We start from the raw sequence: 14929 nt of genomic DNA on the forward strand, positions 1-14929 counted from the left end.
CAGCTCCTAATTTCCCACGCGGCCCTCCTCGTCGGCGCTGGCGGCGGCGTGGCGGGCCTGGGTTTTGCCACTGCCGATTTTGCAGGTGAAAGTGAGGGTCACGCGGCGGCTTTCCCACTGGTTATTCCAGGTCTGGTTCACGTTGTTGTACTGGAGCGTGCTGCGGAAACGACTGGTGTTGAACACGTCGGCCACGCGCAGGCTGAGGCTGGCGCGCTCGGCCCAGAGCTGCTTTTTCAGGCCCAGGTTCAGCATGCCGCTGGCTTTGGCGCGAAACAGGCCCTGCACGGCGGGCGAGCTGTACTCGCCGCCCACCAGCAGCTTGTAGCTGCGGGGCAGCAGAAAGGTGTGGTTGGAGCTGGCTTCCCAGCTGTAGCTGGTCAGGCGCACGGCCTGGTTTTCGATGCTGGTACGCACATCTGTGTAGCTGCCGCTCAGCTGGTTATCCACGCCCCAGGTCTTCGTGATGTCGGTGTGGCCGCCCGAGCTCAGGGTGATGGTGCTGGCCTGGGCCAGGTTCTGCGGGGTGCTGGTCGACACCTTCGTGTCGTCGTTCTGGGTCACTACCTCGTTCACCGAGTTGCTTTCGTGCAGGTAGCTCAGGCTCAGGATTTGGAAGTCCTTGTGCAGGTAGTTGAACACGAACGACTGCGAGAGCGATGGGGCCAGAAACGGGTTGCCCTGCTGGGCGGTGTAGAAGTCGGAGTAGTTGAGGAAAGGGTTCAGGCTTTGGTAGTTGGGACGGCTGATGCGGCGGCTCACGGAGGCGCTCACCTGGTCCTGGTCCGTGATTTTGTAGCTGGCGAAGGCGCTGGGAAACAGCTGGAAGTAGCTGCGGGCCACCTGCTGGCCGGTGGTGGCCGAGCGGCCGGTGGTCTGGGTGAGCTCGCCGCGCAGGCCGGCTTTCAGCTCGAGGCGGCCGTAGCTGGTGTTGGCGCTGACGTAGCCCGCGCTGATGTGCTCGTCGTATTGGAACTGGTTGGTGCGCAGGGCATCGGGCTGCCAGCCGTTATCCAGTAGCTTATCAAACTGAATGTTGCTGCGCGAAGTCACCCAGCTGGTTTTCAGGCCGGTTTCGGCGCGCCATTTGGTGCCGGCGAAAGGATGCACGTAGTCGATTTTGGCGGCCCGAATGGTGGTTTCCGACGAGGTGGCACTGCGTAGCTGCTCGGCGGGCCGGCTCTGCTCGCTGCCAGCCGCAAATACGACGTTATTGAAGCTTTGGTCTTTGGCGCTGGCGTAGCGCACGTAGTCCACGTCGGCGCTCAGCTCGCGGCCGGTGCTGTCGAGGGCGTTGCGGTAGTACAGGTTCAGGGCCTGGTTGGTGGCGGTGCTGCTCTGCGGGTTGGTTAGCTGGCGGCGGCCGCCGGGGTTGCCGGCCGCGTCGGTGGTTACGGAGTTGCTGGTGCTAAGGGCGGTGGTGTGGTCGGCGCTGCCGCGTACCTGGATACCAATGTTCTGCTTAGCGGTCAGGGCCACGTCGGCCCCGGTGGCGTAGGTGCCGCTGTACAGGAGGGGCCGCCACAGGTTTTCCTGGTTGAAAATGCTATCGCGGATGGTGCGAATCATGGTCAGGCGATTGAAGGAGTTGTAGCGGCCGCCGTTGAGGCGGGCAAAGAGGCGCACCTTGCCCACGTTGTAGCTCAGGTTGGTGCCGGCCGAGCTTTTCTCGTAGCGGCCGTAGCCAGCGCTCAGATTGTAGGTGCCGCTCAGGCCCGGCAGCTGGCTGCGCCGCAGCTTAATGTTGAGCACGCCGGCCGTGCCGGCGGCATCCATTGAGGCGGGCGGGTTGGGCATCAACTCAATCTGGCTGATGGCCGAAGCGGGCAGGGACTTCAGGTAGCTGCTCAGCGCTCCGCCGCTCAGGTAGGTGAGCTTGCCGTCAATCAGCACGTTCACGCCGGTGCTGCCGCGGTACACGATGTTGTCGTCCTTGTCGAGCGTCACGCCGGGGGCTTTTTTCAGGATTTCGAGGGCGGTTTCGCCGGCAGTGTTCAGGCGGTCCACGTTCACGATGGTGCGGTCGGCGTGCTGCTCCAGCATGGGCGTGGTGCCGGTTACAGTTACTTCTTTCAGGGCCGTGGCGGCGGGAGCTAGGCGCAGGGCGGGCACTATAACCGGCGCATTACCCACCACGAAAGCGGCGCTGCGGGCACCGCCGTAGCCCATCATCAGGGCCTTCACGCAGTAGCGGCCGGGCTTCACGCCGCCAAAAACGTAGCCCCCCTGTTCGGTGGTGGTTTGGGAGTTGGCGATGGCCGAATCGGGCAGCTGCACCAGCACAGCGGTGGCGAAAGCCAGCGGCTGGCCGGCGCGGTCGAGCACGGTGCCGGTGGCGGTAGTTTGGGCAGCGGCCCGCTGCGAGAGGGCCGGCAGGGCCAGGAGCAGCAGGACGAAAAGGCGGCGGAAGCAGGTAAAGGTGTTCATCGGAAAGGGCGTTGGCTGGTTGATGGCTCAAAGGTGTGCCGGCCCGTTTGCGGGGTCAAAAACATTATTCCAACGCTTCAAAACCCGCTGTTACTGCCCGCAAAAGGCCTTTTCCGATTTCGCATCATAAAACCGGCCTTTCGCATAAAAAAGGTGCAAGGGCTGGCGGGGGGCGGTAGTTTTGGCCCTGTATTAATCTTCGCATTGTTATGGCCAATCTGCTCACCAAATCCGCTCTTCGCTGGCATGTGCTGGGCTGGCTGCTGTATGGCAGCTACGAGTTTCTGGGGGTGTTTCTACACCCTGGGGGGCACCTGCGCATCAGCCTGTGGCTCATGGCCTCCATCCTGTTCATCCGGTTCATTGAGTTTTACCTGTGCTACCTCGTGGTGTACCCGCGCCTGCTGCGCTCGGGCCGGGGGCCGCAGCTGGTGGCGGCGCTGCTGGGCGTGCTGGCGCTCTACATTGGGGCCCGGGCGCTGATTGAGGAAGTGATTTATCCGGCCGTGCTGGGCTTCCACAACTACTCGCCCGATACGTCGGTAACGTATTACATCTTCGACAACATGTTCTTCGCCAGCCCGATGATTGTGCTGAGCGCGGCCGTATGGAGCGCCCAGGCCGCCCTGTTCCGCGAGCGCGAAAACCGCCAGCTCCGCGAAGAAAAGCGCGCCGCCGAAGTCGCTTTTCTCAAAACCCAAATCAACCCGCACTTTCTCTACAACACCCTCAACATGCTCTTCAGCATGGCCTACCCGATGGCCAAACCCGTGGCCAACGCCATCCTGAAACTCTCGGAGCTGATGCGCTACATGCTGCACGACACCCCCGACGGACAGGTCGATTTGGAAAAGGAAATCGAATACCTGCACAACTACCTGGCCCTCTACCGCCTGCGCTTTCCCGACAATTTCCACGTCGATTTCACCGTGACTGGCGAGCCCGCCGGCCACCGCGTGGCCCCGCTCGTCCTCATTCCCTTCGTGGAAAACGCCATCAAGCACGGCGTGCTCGACGACCCCGAAAACCCCGTACACATTCGCCTCACTATTGAAGGCGAGCAGCTGCGATTTGAAGTCGAAAACCAGCGCAACGACGATAACAAGGACGCCACCACCGGCATTGGCCTGCCCAACCTGCGCCGGCGGCTGGAGCTGCTGTACCCGGAGCGGCACGCGCTCCGCGTGGCGGCGGCGGCGGGGCAATTCACCACGTCGCTGCAGCTGATTGGGTAAGCCCGAACGCTGTAGAGACGCATCTTTGCGTCTCGTCGTTGAACGACAACCTCACACCAACGCAGCAACAACCGTCCACCGCCGAGACGCCGAGATGCGTCTCTACACCCCCTAGCCCATGATTCGCTGCCTCGCCGTCGATGATGAAGCCCCGGCCCTGCTCATCCTGGCCGATTACATCGCCCAGCTGCCCTTTCTCACGCTGGTGGGCACCACCACCAATCCCATCGAGGCCCTGACGATGGTGCAACAGGGCTTGGTCGATTTGGTGTTTCTCGATATCCAGATGCCCAAGCTCACCGGCCTGCAATTCCTCAAGCTGGCCGGCAACAAGTGCAAGGTCATCCTCACCACCGCCTACCCCGAATACGCCCTCGAAGGCTACGAAAACGACGTGGTGGACTACCTGCTCAAGCCCATTTCCTTCGAGCGGTTTTTCAAAGCCGCCCAAAAGGCGCTGGCACTCATGCCCGGCCCGGCGGCCCCCGTGCCAGTGGCTGCGCCGGTCCCGGTGGTTGCTCCCGTTGCGGCCCTGGCAACTGCCGCCAGCCACATGTTCGTGAAAGGCGAAAGCAAGAACAAGTTTCTGCGCATCAACCACGCCGATATTCTCTACATCGAAGGGCTGAGCAACTACGTGTCCATCCAGCTGCCCACGCAACGGGTAGTTACCTACCAGACGCTGAAGGAGCTGGCCGAGACGCTGCCGCAGCCGCCGTTTCTGCGGGTGCATAAATCCTTTATCGTGTCGCTGGACAAGATTCGCATGGTTGATGGCAACACGATTTACATTCAGGACAAGGAGATTCCGGTGAGCGACACGTACCGGGAGCAGCTGTATCGGCTCATTCGGGAGGCGTGAAGTACCGTGGACTCTGCGAGTCCGCGCGTGGTGGAAATCGCTCGGGCTTCGTTCCCGCGCGGACTCGCAGAGTCCACGGTGCTGCTACCGCCTATCCTCGCGCACGGCGGCCAGTGCCCGCGCCTTGGCGGCTTTGATGTGGCCGATGATTTCCTCCAGCCCGTACCCATCCGTGGCGCGGGCGAAGAGAAATGGCCCGTCGCCGCGCATTTTGCGCGAGTCCCGCTCCATTACGCCCAAATCGGCTTTAATCAGGTCTTTGAGGTCGATTTTATTGATGATGAGCAAATCCGACTGCGTGATGCCCGGCCCGCCCTTGCGCGGGATTTTATCCCCGCCCGACACGTCGATGACGTAGATGGAATAGTCGACCAGCTCGCGGCTGAAGTGGGCGGCCAAGTTGTCGCCGCCGCTTTCCACGAAGAGAAAATCCAGGTTGTAATCGAAGCGCTGCATGAGGCCTTCGAGCGCGTCCATGTTCAGCGAAATATCCTCGCGGATGGCGGCGTGCGGGCAGCCGCCGGTTTCCACGCCCACAATCCGGTTTTCATCCAGCGCGCTGTTGCGGATGAGGAATTCCGCGTCTTCGCGGGTGAAAATGTCATTCGTGACCACGCCCAGCTCGAATTCGTGGCGCAGGCGCTCGCACAGAGCTTTTAGCAAGGCAGTTTTGCCCGTGCCCACCGGCCCGCCGATGCCCACCGTGAAGGCCCGCTTGCGGAAGTTGCGGTAGCTGGGCAAGCGGCGGGTTTCGCGCTCGTTGAAGTCGCCGGGCGACTCATAGGCTTCATGCTGGTGGCCGTGGAGGAGCAGGGCGAGTTTTTCGACAAAAGCCATGAGCAGTAGTGCGGACTTTGTAGTCCGCGAATTAAAAATGCGTTGAATCGTTGGACTCGCGGACTACAAAGTCCGCGCTACTCAGTTCTGAAACAGCTTGGAGTAAATGTCCTCGTGCAGCACCTGCGCCACATCGAGCATAAACGCCGAGCGGTTGGCCTCGCCATACCCCTTCCCCACCTGCGCCGCCAGAATATGCCCGAACACCGCGTAGAAATCGTGTTGCAGCCGGTGCCCTTCCAGCGGCCCCAGAAACCCGAGGCGAATGGCGGCGCTGAGCTGGTCGCGCAGCAGCATGTGCAGGTACATGGCATTTAGCTCTTCCAAAGCGAAGCCAACCCGCTGCAAGGCCAGTGTGAAAACCAGCGTGAAATGCGGCGGTATTTCCTGGGTTTTGAACCACTGGGTGATGGTTTCCAACTCAGCTTCGGGGTAGAAGGTGGCCAGCAGCTTCAGCCAGTTGCGGCCCTGCACGGCGCTGGCTTTATAGAGGCTGGGAACGAGCAATTGGGCGTCGTATTCTTCGGCGACGGTCTGGAATTCGGGGCTCCTTTCGGTGAGGTGGAAGGTGGAATGGATAAAGGGTAATTCGGCGCTACCGGCTTGCTGCAAGTAGGAATACAGGTAATTCCTAAACGCAAACGGCGTATTGATTAATCCGAACGTGAGGCTGCTTTCCAGCCCGTAGGAATAGGCGAACGAGCCGGTGGGAATGGCCGAATCGACGAGGTGCAGGAGGCGGGCGAATTGCATGGACTGTAGCGCGGACTTTGTAGTCCGCGAGTGGGACTGGTTGACTCGCGGACTACAAAGTCCGCGCTACAGGCTAAAACAAGTTATACAGCTGCGCCAGCGGCAGCACCTCCGCCGGCTCACACGTCAAATGCACCCCGTCCACCATCACGCGGTACGTTTCGGAGTCGACGGAAATATTGGGCAGGTAGTCGTTCAAAGCCATATCCTTCTTCCCAATATTCCGGCAGTTTTTCACCGCCACCACCTGTTTGGTGAGGCCATAGTCGGCGCGCACCTTTTCAACCGAAGCGCCCGACACGAACACCATCGAACTCTTCCCGATGGCTCCGCCCAGCGCGCCGAACATGGGGCGCGAGAACGAGGGCTGCGGCGTGGGGATGGAGGCGTTGGCGTCGCCCATCTGGGATTGCGCGATGATGCCGCCTTTGAGTATCATCTCGGGGCGGGCGCCGAAAAAGGCGGGTTTCCAGAGCACGAGGTCGGCCAGCTTGCCGATTTCGACGGAGCCGACTTCGTGCGAAATGCCGTGGGCGCGGGCCGGGTTGATGGTGTACTTGGCCACGTAGCGGCGCACGCGGAAGTTGTCGGCCTGGGTGGGCGCGTCTTCGGGCAGGGGGCCGCGCTGCTGCTTCATTTTGTGGGCCGTTTGCCAGGTGCGGGTGATGACCTCGCCCACCCGGCCCATGGCCTGCGAGTCGGAGCTGATGATGCTGAGCGCACCCATATCGTGCAGGATGTCCTCGGCGGCAATGGTTTCGCCCCGGATGCGGCTTTCGGCGAAGGCCACGTCTTCAGGAATGTTGCGGTCGAGGTGGTGGCAGACCATGAGCATGTCGAGGTGCTCGTCGATGGTGTTCACCGTGAAGGGCCGCGTGGGGTTGGTGCTGGAGGGGATGACGTTGGGCTCGCCGCAGATTTTGATGATGTCGGGCGCGTGGCCGCCGCCCGCGCCTTCGGTGTGGTAGGAATGGATGGTGCGGCCCTTAAACGCCGCCGCGCTGGTTTCCACGAAGCCGCTCTCGTTCAGCGTATCGGTGTGGATGCAGACCTGCACGTCGTATTCCTCGGCAATGCTGAGGCACATGTCGATGGCCGCCGGGGTGGTGCCCCAGTCCTCGTGCAGCTTGAAGCCCAGCGCCCCGGCCTCGGCCTGCTCGCGCAGCCCCTCGGGCCGGGAGGAGTTGCCCTTGGCCAGAAACCCGAAGTTGAGCGGGTAGGCCTCGGTGGCCTTCAGCATGGTTTCGAGGTAGAACGCGCCGGGCGTGCAGGTGGTGGCGTTGGTGCCGGCCGCCGGCCCGGTGCCGCCCCCAATCATGGTCGTCACGCCCGAAGCCAGCGCCTCGGGAATCTGCTGGGGGCTGATGAAATGGATGTGGCAGTCGATGCCGCCGGCGGTGAGCAGCTGGCCTTCGCCGGCAATGACTTCGGTGGTCACGCCCACCACCATGCCGGGCGACACGCCGGGCATGATGTGTGGGTTGCCGGCCTTGCCGATGCCCACGATGCGCCCGCCCTTGATGCCGATGTCGGCCTTGTAAATGCCAGTGTAGTCGACCACCAGCGCGTTGGTAATCACGAGGTCCAGCGCGTCGGCCGGCCCGATGCCGGCGGCCTGGCCCATGCCGTCGCGCAGCACCTTGCCGCCGCCGAACTTGCATTCTTCGCCGTACACGCAGTAGTCGCGTTCAACTTCAATCAGCAGGCCGGTATCGCCGAGGCGCACCCGGTCGCCGGTGGTGGGGCCGTACATGTCGGCATACGCGCGACGGGAAATGGGGAGGGACATGTTAATTGGGTAAGACTGGCGGCGTAGAATTGAAAAAAGCGTTGATTCTGTCTAGAAGTGGCGCTATTGGTTTGCGGCCAATCATGATGCTATAAAATTGATTATTCACCGAAGTGTCAATTACCTGCGCGTCCTCGATTTTTAGCAGATATGGAAAGCCTTTTCGCTCTTTGACGCTGTAAAGCATTTTTGAAACATATTGGCTATCCGTGCCGAAATCCACTTTTTTTCCATCCACAAAAACAACCTGAACTGAAGATTCTAATTCAGGCACAATAACTTCTCTGGCAAATTCGACGCTGCTTTTGCGGCTATTGTAACAGAAGAAACGGGCACCATTCATTCGCTCCAGAAACGACTTATAATTCTTTTCAAATTGCTTGTCGCTGAAATAAGAATAGACGAAGAAGAATGGAAGGGCTAAGACAACAAAAAATATAGCAATCGGAATTGCCACCAATCCCAATGCCATTCTTAACCACTCTGGTATTTTTCGCCATAGATTTTCCATACCGCAGAATACGAAAACATATTAGAATTGTAAGCTACTTCTCCAGTTTCTCCAGCGCCTGCTGCTTCTTTCCAGCATCATCCAGCTTACCATCAATGAGCCCATTGCCGCCGTACACGATGCGCTCGCCGGCCAGGGCCACCAGGCGCACGCGCTTGCGCTCGCCGGGCTCGAAGCGCACCGCCGTGCCGGCCGGGATGTTGAGGCGGAACCCGTAGGCCGCCGCGCGGTCGAATTGCAGCGCGGCGTTGGTTTCGAAGAAGGGGTAGTGCGAGCCGACCTGCACGGGCCGGTCGCCCATGTTCACGACGTCCACGTCCACCGTGGCGCGGCTTTCGTTGAGGATGAGTCCGGCTGGGTGCAGCTGGTATTCGCCGGGTTGGGGGTGGCTGGCGTTGGCGGGCGCGGCGCCGGGGGCTGGGGCTTTGCTGAGGCCGGAGCCGTAGAGGGCCAGGGCGGCATCGCCGGTTTCGCGGCAGATGGGGTGGTGCACGGTCACGAGCTTGGTACCGTCGGGGAAGGTGCCTTCGATTTGGACTTCGTGGAGCAAGTCGGCCACGCCGGGCAGCACGTCGGCCAAGCCCAATAGCTGCTTGCCCTTGTCCATGAGCACGGCCACCCGCTCGCCGTCGCGGATGAACTCCAGCAGCTGCGTGGCGATGAGGGCCAGGGCTTCGGGGTAGTTCAGGAGCAGGCTGCGGGCGTAGCGTTTTTGGGCGACGAAACCGGCCTGGTGGAGGATGAGCTTGTCGAGGTCTTTGGGGGAAAGGTGCATGTTGGGAGTTTACGGATTTACAAGAACGTCATGCAGAGCGCAGCGAAGCATCTTTACCGCAGTAGTAAACCATTCAATAGAGTTAGTATCGAGGTAAAGATGCTGCGCTGCGCTCTGCATGACGTTCCGAATTATTGACGTTCTGAGTGGTCATTCTACCATCGCATATTCCCCCATATCATCCACCCGCCGTACCCAATGCATAGCAGCGAGGACAAGGTAACGGTGCTGACCTTGAGCAACCGGCTAATCCGCATACGCTTAGTGAACGGCACGCTGCACAGCCCGGCCACGATGAACATGCCCAGAATAGACCCCACGCCGAAAACCGCGAAGTAGGCTACGCTCAGCCACGGGCTGCGGATTTCGCTCATCACCAGCAGCACCAGCGCGCCGCTGCCGGCCAGGCCGTGGAGCAAGCCCACGGCGTAGGCGGCGCGGGAGGGCGACGCGCCAGGCCGCACCTTGGCGGGCGGGCGGCGCTGGTCGAGCAGCCGGCTGATGCCCATGACCACGAGCATCAGCCCCACGGCCGCCTCGAACCAAGGCGAGGTGAGGAAGGTAACGCGGCCCAGCAGGATGATAGCGCCCACGACTACCAGCGTGGTGGTGTGGCCCAAACCCCAATAGATGCCGTCGCACAGGGCTTCGGCCAAGGTCTCGCGGCGCGAAATCAGGTTGCCCACGGCCAACAGGTGGTCGGGTTCAAAGGCGTGGCCCATTCCGGCTACTGAAGCGAATAAAATGGGCAATACACCTTGCATTTGGAAGGGTAATTCAATGATTAATAGTCCGGCAACGTTTGGGACGCTGAAATTTCAGGGCAATCTGAATTTTTCAAGAAATTAACCTAAACTTATTGGATTAGCGGCCGAATCCGGCAAACGCGCTTGTAACTTACTCTTTCGATGCCCGTGGCGGAGCCGGCCAGATGGCCATTTCGCCGGCGGTGGACACTCCGGCGGCAGGTTTTGACATTGTACACCCGTTACCCACAACGTATTGTTCAGCAGAATTTTATCGCTAATTAACCCTGACTGGAAATAGTAAAGCCTGGGCTACTGCCATTTTTCCTGCCAGCGCGGGGCCGTTCCTTGTAAACGACTGTGCGCGGCTGGCTGGCTTTATGCCGGCCCGTCCTGACAACCCCGCCGAGCGGCGGCACCACTTTTTTGAATTATTAGCCTCCCGATGCAATCCACTGACATTCCTCAAGGCCTGTACCGCCCCGAATTTGAGCACGATGCCTGCGGGACCGGTTTCATCACCTACCTCAACGGCCGCAAAACCCACCAGACCGTGGCCGACGCGCTGACCATGCTCGAAAACATGGAGCACCGCGGGGCCTGCGGCTGCGATACTGACTCCGGCGACGGGGCCGGCCTGCTCATTCAAATTCCGCACTGGTTCCTGCTCGAAGAATGTACCGCTCTCAGCATTCGCCTGCCCGAACCGGGCAGCTACGGCGTGGGCACCGCCTTTTTGCCGAAGGATGATAAGCTGCGCGCCGCCTGCCATACGGTGATAAACGGCGCGGCGGCGCGGCTGGGCTTCCCGTTGCTGGGCTACCGGCCGCTGCCGGTGAACCCGGCCGGCATCGGCCCCACGGCGCTGGCCGCCGAGCCGGTGATGGAGCAGGTTTTTTTCGGCCGCCCAGCCGGGATTGTTACCGCCGAGGATTTCGAGCGCAAGCTGTACGTGCTGCGGCGGCTGATTTTCAAGACCGTGCGCGAGACGGTGCCGGCCGCAATGGACGTGTTCTATTTCGCCTCGCTCTCCTGCAAAACCATCGTGTACAAGGGCCAGCTGACCACTTACCAAGTGCGCGGCTACTTCCCCGACCTCAGCGACGAGCGGGTGGTATCGGCCTTCGGGCTGGTGCATTCGCGGTTTTCGACCAACACGTTTCCGAGCTGGAAGCTGGCCCAGCCCTTCCGGTTTTTGGCGCACAACGGCGAAATCAATACGCTGCGCGGGAACCTGAACTGGTTTTACGCCGGGTTGCGGAATTACGTGTCGCCTTACTTCTCGGCCGAGGAAATGGACATGCTGCTGCCAGTGGTCGATGCCGGGCAGTCGGACTCGGCCTGCCTCGACAACGTGGTAGAAATCCTGCTGCACTCGGGCCGCCCGCTGCCGCATGTGATGATGATGCTGGTGCCCGAAGCCTGGGACGGCAACACCCAAATGGACCCGCTCAAAAAGGCCTTCTACGAGTTCCACGCTACGTTTATGGAGCCCTGGGACGGCCCGGCAGCCCTCATTTTCACTGATGGCCAGCAGATTGGGGCCATGCTCGACCGCAACGGCCTGCGCCCCCTGCGCTACCTCGAAACCACCGACGGCCGCGTGCTGGTAGCCTCCGAAGCCGGCGTGCTCTACATAGACCCGGCCACCGTGGTGCAGAAGGGCCGCCTCCAGCCCGGCAAAATGCTGCTGGTGGATACCGTGGCCGGCCGCATTATCACCGATGAAGAATTGAAGGCCCAGGCCGCCGGCCGCCAGCCCTACGGCGCGTGGCTGAACGAGTACCAGATTCGCCTCGAAGAGCTGCCCGAGCCGCGCCAGATGTTCACGGATTTGGCGGCGGATGCCGTGTTCAAGTACCACCAAGTGTTCGGCTACACCCGCGAGGACATCGACGCGCTGATTACGCCGATGGCGCTGGAGGCCAAGGAGCCCATCGGCTCGATGGGCGTGGACGTGCCGCTGGCCGTGCTTTCGGACCAGCCCCAGCACCTGAGCAGCTACTTCAAGCAGTTTTTCGCGCAGGTTACCAACCCGCCCATCGACCCCATTCGCGAGCGGCTGGTGATGAGCCTGGCCACCTTCCTGGGCAACAACGGCAACATTCTGGACGAGGACAAGCACCACTGCCACTGCGTGGCCCTGCGCCAGCCCATTCTGAGCAACCACGAGCTGGAAAAGCTGCGCAGCATCGATACCGGCATGTTCAATGCCAAGACCTTGCAAACCTATTTCAAGGCCGACGGGCTGCCTGGCGCGTTGGAGCGCGGCCTCTCGCGCCTGTGCCGTTACGCTGAGGACGCGGTGAACGACGGCTTCGAGGTGCTGATTTTGTCGGACCGCGCCGTGGACTCGGAGCACGCGCCCATTCCGTCGCTACTGGCGGTTTCGGCCGTGCATCACCACCTGATTAAGCTCGGTTTCCGAGGCTCGGTGGGCCTGGTGGTGGAGGCCGGCGACGTGTGGGAAGTGCATCATTTCGCCTGCTTGCTATCGTTCGGGGCCACGGCCATCAACCCCTACCTGGCGCTGTCCACGGTACGGACCATGCGCGAGGCCGGCCATTTGAATACTTCGCTGGACCAGTCGCAACTGACCTATAACTACATCAAAGCCGTATGCGACGGCCTGCTGAAGATTTTCTCGAAGATGGGAATTTCGACTTTGCAGAGCTACCACGGCGCGCAGGTGTTCGAGATTCTGGGTTTGAACCAGGCCGTGGTGGACGCTTATTTCTGCGGCGCGGTCACGCGCATCGGTGGGTTGGGGTTGGATGAAATTGCCCGCGAAACGCTATACAAGCACTTCCAGGGCTTTAAAACCACCACGCCCGAGGAGCAGATTCTGCTGCCCGACGGCGGCCTCTACCACTGGCGGCGGCGCGGCGAGGCGCACATGTTCAACCCCGGAACGGTGCATCTGCTGCAGCTGGCGACGCGCACGAATAACTACGCCACCTACCAGCGCTACGCCCGGCTCATCAATGAGCAGACGCGGCAGATGTTCACGCTGCGCGGCCTGTTGGATTTCGCGCATCACCGCGAGGCAATCGCCATTGATGAAGTGGAGCCGGCCGAAAATATCTTGAAACGCTTCGCCACCGGGGCCATGTCGTTTGGCTCAATTTCGCACGAGGCGCACAGCACGCTGGCCATTGCCATGAATCGCATCGGCGGCAAAAGCAACACCGGCGAAGGCGGCGAGGACCCGATGCGCTACGAACGCATGGCCAACGGCGACTCCATGCGCTCGGCCATCAAGCAGGTGGCCTCGGCCCGCTTCGGCGTCACGGCCCATTATTTAACCAACGCCGATGAGCTGCAAATCAAGATGGCGCAGGGTGCCAAGCCCGGCGAAGGCGGCCAGCTCCCCGGCCACAAGGTGGACGAGTGGATTGCGAAAGTGCGCCACGCCACGCCCGGCGTAGGCCTGATTTCGCCCCCGCCCCACCACGACATCTACTCCATCGAAGACCTCGCGCAGCTGATTTTCGACCTGAAAAATGCTAACCGCGCTGCCCGCATCAACGTGAAGCTGGTGAGCAAGGCGGGCGTGGGCACCATCGCCGCCGGCGTGGCCAAGGCGCACGCCGATGTGATTCTCATCGCCGGCTACGACGGTGGCACGGGCGCGTCGCCCATCAGCTCCATCAAGCACGCCGGCCTGCCTTGGGAGTTGGGCCTAGCCGAAGCGCACCAGACCCTGGTGCAGAACCAGCTGCGCAGCCGCGTGGTGCTGCAAGCCGACGGCCAGCTGAAAACCGGCCGCGACCTGGCCGTGGCCGCCCTGCTGGGGGCCGAAGAATGGGGCGTAGCCACCGCCGCGCTGGTAGCCGGGGGCTGCGTGATGATGCGCAAATGCCACCTCAACACCTGCCCCGTGGGCGTAGCCACGCAGGACCCCGAGCTGCGCAAACTCTTCACCGGCCAGCCCGAGCACATCGTGAACCTATTCCGCTTCCTGGCCGAGGAGCTGCGCGAAATCATGGCCGAGCTGGGATTCCGCACAATAAATGAGATGGTGGGCCGCCCCGAATTCCTGAAGGTCCGCGAAGGCATCACCCACTGGAAAGCCCGCCACCTCGACCTGAGCGGCATGTTGCACCCAGCCGCCAACATCTCCGGCGGCACTTTGTATCAGAGCGAAGCGCAGGACCACGGCCTCGATAACATTTTGGATTGGCAGTTACTCAAACACGCCCAGCCGGCCCTGAATGAGCAAACGCCGGTGTACGGCGAGTTTGAGGTACATAACACCGACCGCACCATCGGTACGCTGCTCTCGAACGAGATTGCCAAGCGCTACCACGCCGCCGGCCTGCCCGACAACACCATCAACTTCCGGTTTCGGGGTTCGGCGGGGCAGAGCTTCGGGGCCTTCAGCGTGCGCGGGCTGTCGTTTTCGCTGGAGGGCGAGGCCAACGACTACGTGGGCAAAGGCCTGAGCGGGGCGCAGCTAGCCATTTTCCCGGATGCCGCCGCCACGTTCGTACCTGAAAACAACATCCTCATCGGCAACGTGGCGCTGTACGGGGCCACCTCCGGCGCGCTATTTGTGCGCGGGCAGGCCGGCGAGCGGTTCGCGGTGCGCAACTCCGGGGCCACCGCCGTAGTGGAAGGCGTGGGCGACCACGGCTGCGAGTACATGACCGGCGGCCGCGCCCTCATCCTGGGCCAGACGGGCCGCAATTTCGCCGCCGGTATGAGCGGCGGCATTGCTTGGATTTACGACCCCAACGGCACCTTCTCCCAGAACTGCAACCCCGAAATGGTCGAGCTCGACCCGCTCGATGCTGACGACGAGGCCCAGATTCAGGAGCTGCTCCGGCAGCATGTGGCGCTGACCGGTAGCCAGGTGGCGGCCTTCCTGCTGGGCAATTGGCAGGAGGAGGCCGGGAAGTTCGTGAAGGTATTTCCGAGCGAGTACAAGAAGGTGCTGCAAAAGGCGCAGTACGCGGAGGTGGGGTGAACGATGGAAGGCCGTCATGCAGCGC

The 14929-nt window shown here is 61.6% G+C and carries 10 protein-coding genes; 3 read left to right on the top strand and 7 right to left on the bottom strand.

Annotated features, from left to right (window positions below; translation table 11 throughout):
* Positions 1–6: 6 nt before the first annotated feature.
* The gene (locus tag ACVWYF_RS09515; RefSeq protein ID WP_457067133.1) at positions 7–2427 is read right to left on the bottom strand and encodes a TonB-dependent receptor domain-containing protein; all 2421 of its coding nucleotides are present in this window, start codon (positions 2425–2427) and stop codon (positions 7–9) included.
* Positions 2428–2636: 209 nt separating this feature from the next.
* On the opposite strand from ACVWYF_RS09515, the gene ACVWYF_RS09520 reads away from it, so the two are divergent.
* Together ACVWYF_RS09520 and ACVWYF_RS09525 are read left to right on the top strand one after the other, a co-directional pair.
* Positions 2637–3662: a sensor histidine kinase gene (locus ACVWYF_RS09520; protein WP_457067135.1), complete on the top strand. Its 1026-nt coding sequence runs from the start codon at positions 2637–2639 to the stop codon at positions 3660–3662.
* Between the two features lie 118 nt (positions 3663–3780).
* The gene (locus tag ACVWYF_RS09525) at positions 3781–4524 is read left to right on the top strand and encodes a LytR/AlgR family response regulator transcription factor (protein WP_457067138.1); all 744 of its coding nucleotides are present in this window, start codon (positions 3781–3783) and stop codon (positions 4522–4524) included.
* An 84-nt stretch (positions 4525–4608) separates the two neighbouring features.
* Here ACVWYF_RS09525 and ureG read toward each other — a convergent pair whose 3' ends face one another.
* The 6 genes from ureG to ACVWYF_RS09555 form a co-directional block, all read right to left on the bottom strand.
* Positions 4609–5361, bottom strand: a complete 753-nt coding sequence (gene ureG / locus ACVWYF_RS09530; protein WP_457067141.1) for an urease accessory protein UreG — start codon at positions 5359–5361, stop codon at positions 4609–4611.
* Between the two features lie 81 nt (positions 5362–5442).
* Positions 5443–6114: an urease accessory protein UreF gene (locus ACVWYF_RS09535; protein WP_457067144.1), complete on the bottom strand. Its 672-nt coding sequence runs from the start codon at positions 6112–6114 to the stop codon at positions 5443–5445.
* Between the two features lie 73 nt (positions 6115–6187).
* A complete protein-coding gene (ureC, locus tag ACVWYF_RS09540) occupies positions 6188–7903 on the bottom strand; it encodes an urease subunit alpha (protein WP_457067146.1) in 1716 nt (571 codons plus the stop codon).
* A 1-nt stretch (position 7904) separates the two neighbouring features.
* On the bottom strand, positions 7905–8414 hold the full coding sequence (locus ACVWYF_RS09545; RefSeq protein WP_457067148.1) for a hypothetical protein: 510 nt from the start codon (positions 8412–8414) through the stop codon (positions 7905–7907).
* A 34-nt stretch (positions 8415–8448) separates the two neighbouring features.
* Positions 8449–9189: an urease subunit beta gene (locus tag ACVWYF_RS09550; RefSeq protein ID WP_457067151.1), complete on the bottom strand. Its 741-nt coding sequence runs from the start codon at positions 9187–9189 to the stop codon at positions 8449–8451.
* Between the two features lie 155 nt (positions 9190–9344).
* On the bottom strand, positions 9345–9911 hold the full coding sequence (locus ACVWYF_RS09555) for a HupE/UreJ family protein (protein ID WP_457067153.1): 567 nt from the start codon (positions 9909–9911) through the stop codon (positions 9345–9347).
* Positions 9912–10380: 469 nt separating this feature from the next.
* Here ACVWYF_RS09555 and gltB point away from each other — a divergent pair, with 469 nt between their 5' ends.
* A complete protein-coding gene (gene gltB / locus ACVWYF_RS09560; RefSeq protein WP_457067156.1) occupies positions 10381–14904 on the top strand; it encodes a glutamate synthase large subunit in 4524 nt (1507 codons plus the stop codon).
* The last annotated feature ends 25 nt before the right edge of the window (positions 14905–14929 follow it).

The organism is Hymenobacter sp. UYAg731 (assembly GCF_054061335.1).

Coding starts and splice junctions, on each gene's coding strand:
- gltB (WP_457067156.1), top strand. CDS start 10,381: ATGCAATCCACTGACATTCCTCAAGGCCTGTACCGCCCCGAATTTGAG.
- ureC (WP_457067146.1), bottom strand. CDS start 7,903: ATGTCCCTCCCCATTTCCCGTCGCGCGTATGCCGACATGTACGGCCCC.
- ACVWYF_RS09535 (WP_457067144.1), bottom strand. CDS start 6,114: ATGCAATTCGCCCGCCTCCTGCACCTCGTCGATTCGGCCATTCCCACC.
- ACVWYF_RS09520 (WP_457067135.1), top strand. CDS start 2,637: ATGGCCAATCTGCTCACCAAATCCGCTCTTCGCTGGCATGTGCTGGGC.
- ACVWYF_RS09525 (WP_457067138.1), top strand. CDS start 3,781: ATGATTCGCTGCCTCGCCGTCGATGATGAAGCCCCGGCCCTGCTCATC.
- ACVWYF_RS09545 (WP_457067148.1), bottom strand. CDS start 8,414: ATGGAAAATCTATGGCGAAAAATACCAGAGTGGTTAAGAATGGCATTG.
- ACVWYF_RS09555 (WP_457067153.1), bottom strand. CDS start 9,911: ATGGGCCACGCCTTTGAACCCGACCACCTGTTGGCCGTGGGCAACCTG.
- ACVWYF_RS09515 (WP_457067133.1), bottom strand. CDS start 2,427: ATGAACACCTTTACCTGCTTCCGCCGCCTTTTCGTCCTGCTGCTCCTG.
- ureG (WP_457067141.1), bottom strand. CDS start 5,361: ATGGCTTTTGTCGAAAAACTCGCCCTGCTCCTCCACGGCCACCAGCAT.
- ACVWYF_RS09550 (WP_457067151.1), bottom strand. CDS start 9,189: ATGCACCTTTCCCCCAAAGACCTCGACAAGCTCATCCTCCACCAGGCC.